The 2146-nt window shown below is 53.8% G+C and carries 3 protein-coding genes; all 3 read left to right on the top strand.

Annotated elements, in window-relative coordinates:
- Window positions 1-8: 8 nt before the first annotated feature.
- Window positions 9-344 (top strand): hypothetical protein, encoded by a 336-nt coding sequence (locus tag QZL67_RS00010; RefSeq protein WP_125114555.1) that lies wholly within the window; start codon window positions 9-11, stop codon window positions 342-344.
- The gene (locus QZL67_RS00015; protein ID WP_022288741.1) at window positions 334-1509 is read left to right on the top strand and encodes a helicase RepA family protein; all 1176 of its coding nucleotides are present in this window, start codon (window positions 334-336) and stop codon (window positions 1507-1509) included. The genes QZL67_RS00010 and QZL67_RS00015 overlap by 11 nt, the downstream gene beginning before the upstream one ends.
- A gap of 421 nt (window positions 1510-1930) precedes the next feature.
- Window positions 1931-2146: DUF6061 family protein (locus QZL67_RS00020; protein ID WP_292919552.1), on the top strand; the 216-nt coding region annotated here is incomplete at its 3' end.

Below are 2146 nucleotides of genomic sequence, written 5' to 3' on the forward strand. Positions count from 1 at the left end.
AATTAAAAATGTCAGCAAAGAATTTGGACAAGCACAATCGTTGGAGGAACAAGACCGTGGCTTTCCGAGTCTCCCCGGAGGAGGACGCCCAGATCGAAACGGCGGTGAAGCTCACCGGCCTGACCAAGCAGGACTACATCATCCGGCGGCTGCTGGAACGGGATGTGGTGGTCCAGGGCAACCCCAGGGTCTACAAGGCCCTGCGGGACCAGTTGGCCGCCGTGCTGGACGAGCTGCGCCGGATCGAGACCGGGCAGGGCGTAAACGATGAGCTGCTGGACACCATTCAGATGATTGCTACCATTATGAACGGGATGCAGGAGGATTTTGCCTATGACCGATGAGAAAAAGAAAATGACCGCCCATGGCTCATCTGTTGGCGCAGATGATGGGCAGTCAATCTCTACAAATTCCAAGTTCACTATACCAGACCCGGACGAAAAAAGCAATTCCCCCGAAAGAGATTTAGAGGAACTTTACCGGAAGATGCGCCGTATGAGTGACCCGACTTACCTCCATACTGTGACCCTGGACGAGCTGATGGACAATGTGTTCGAGGGCAAGTCTGCGGTGATTGAGAACCTGCTCTATACAGGAGCGTACATCCTTGCCGGAGCGCCGAAGATCGGCAAGTCCTTCCTGGTGGCACAGATTGCCCATCATGTCAGCACCGGGCAAGACTTGTGGGGCTACAAAGTCCACCAGGGAACCGTCCTCTATCTTGCTCTGGAAGATGACGAGAGCCGCTTACAGCGCCGGATGTTTCGAATGTTCGGGGTGGAGGGGACAAGCTCTCTCCACTTCGCCACCAACGCTAAGATGATCGGTAGCGGCCTGGAGGAACAGCTGGAAAAGTTCGTTCGGGAACACAGTGATACCAAGCTGATTATCGTGGATACCCTGCAAAAAGTCCGTGAGGTGGTGAATGATAGTTACAGCTACTCCAGCGACTATGAGGTAATCGGCAAGATGAAGCAATTTGCTGACCGCTATGGCGTCTGCGTCCTGATCGTCCACCATACGAGAAAGCAGCCTGCGGGAGACAGTTTTGAGATGATCTCGGGGACCACGGGCCTGCTGGGCTGTGCGGATGGTGCGCTCCTGATGCAGAAGGAGAAACAGACAGATAGCAAGGCCACTCTGGAAGTGGTAGGCAGAGACCAGCCGGATCAGCGGCTGTATCTGAGCAAGGATCAGGAGAGCCTGGTATGGGATCTCGACCATGCAGAAAATGAGCTTTGGAAGCAGCCCACGGACCCCGTACTGGAGGCCGTAGCGAAGATCGTGTCTGCTGACAACCGGGAATGGGAAGGCAGTCCCACTGAGCTGGCTCAGGCGATTCAAACGGATATGGCGGTAAACCGGCTCACCAAGCATTTGAATGTGAATGCCAGCCTCTTGTTGGAAGAACATCAGGTGAAGTACGAGAACAAAACCAAGCACGCCGGGCGGCGTATCCGGCTGACTTACATGGTGGTGGAAGCACCTGCGTTTGAAGTAATCGAGTAAAGCGCGACGCTCGCAACGGTCGCGACGGTGTTTTGAGGGGTGCTCCCAGCACCGTTGCGACCGTCGCAACCGTCGCGGAAAGGGAAAATGGGGTGGTATTTTGCCACCCCGGCTTCCAAGGACCACTCTGTTTCACTGTCGCCCCAAAAATAATAGGGTGGAACGATTTTGTTCCGCCCCTTAAAAGCGTTCGTAGAACGCGTAGCCATAGAATGAAATTCTGTGTTCAAAAAGGGTTTGGGGGCACTGCCCTCAACAAGCAGACGGCAGGAAATGTGAGGGTGTATTAACACTCGCATTGCTTGCCGGATTTGTGTGTGGCTATCCACACGCATTGCTTGCGGATATCTAAAACGACTGCAACGGCCTTTATGCCGCTACGGAAAATCAACTGAAATTCACATATTGGGAGGTAACGAGTATGAGAAAGATTTTGTCCTGTGAGTTTAAACTGGACACCGCCTGCGTGGAGCTGCGCCTGGATGACGGGACGCTGCTCTCCATCAACTGCACCGCCGTGGAGAACGAGGTGGCAAACAGTATGTACCAGCGGTCAGAACTGGACTGGCTGATCTATAACGATCCGCTGGCCTATGCCGAACTGATTTTGAATGGGGACCCTGAATTGTATCTAAAA

The sequence above is a fragment of the Oscillibacter sp. CAG:155 genome (genome assembly GCA_000436875.1).
GTDB lineage: Bacteria > Bacillota > Clostridia > Oscillospirales > Oscillospiraceae > Oscillibacter.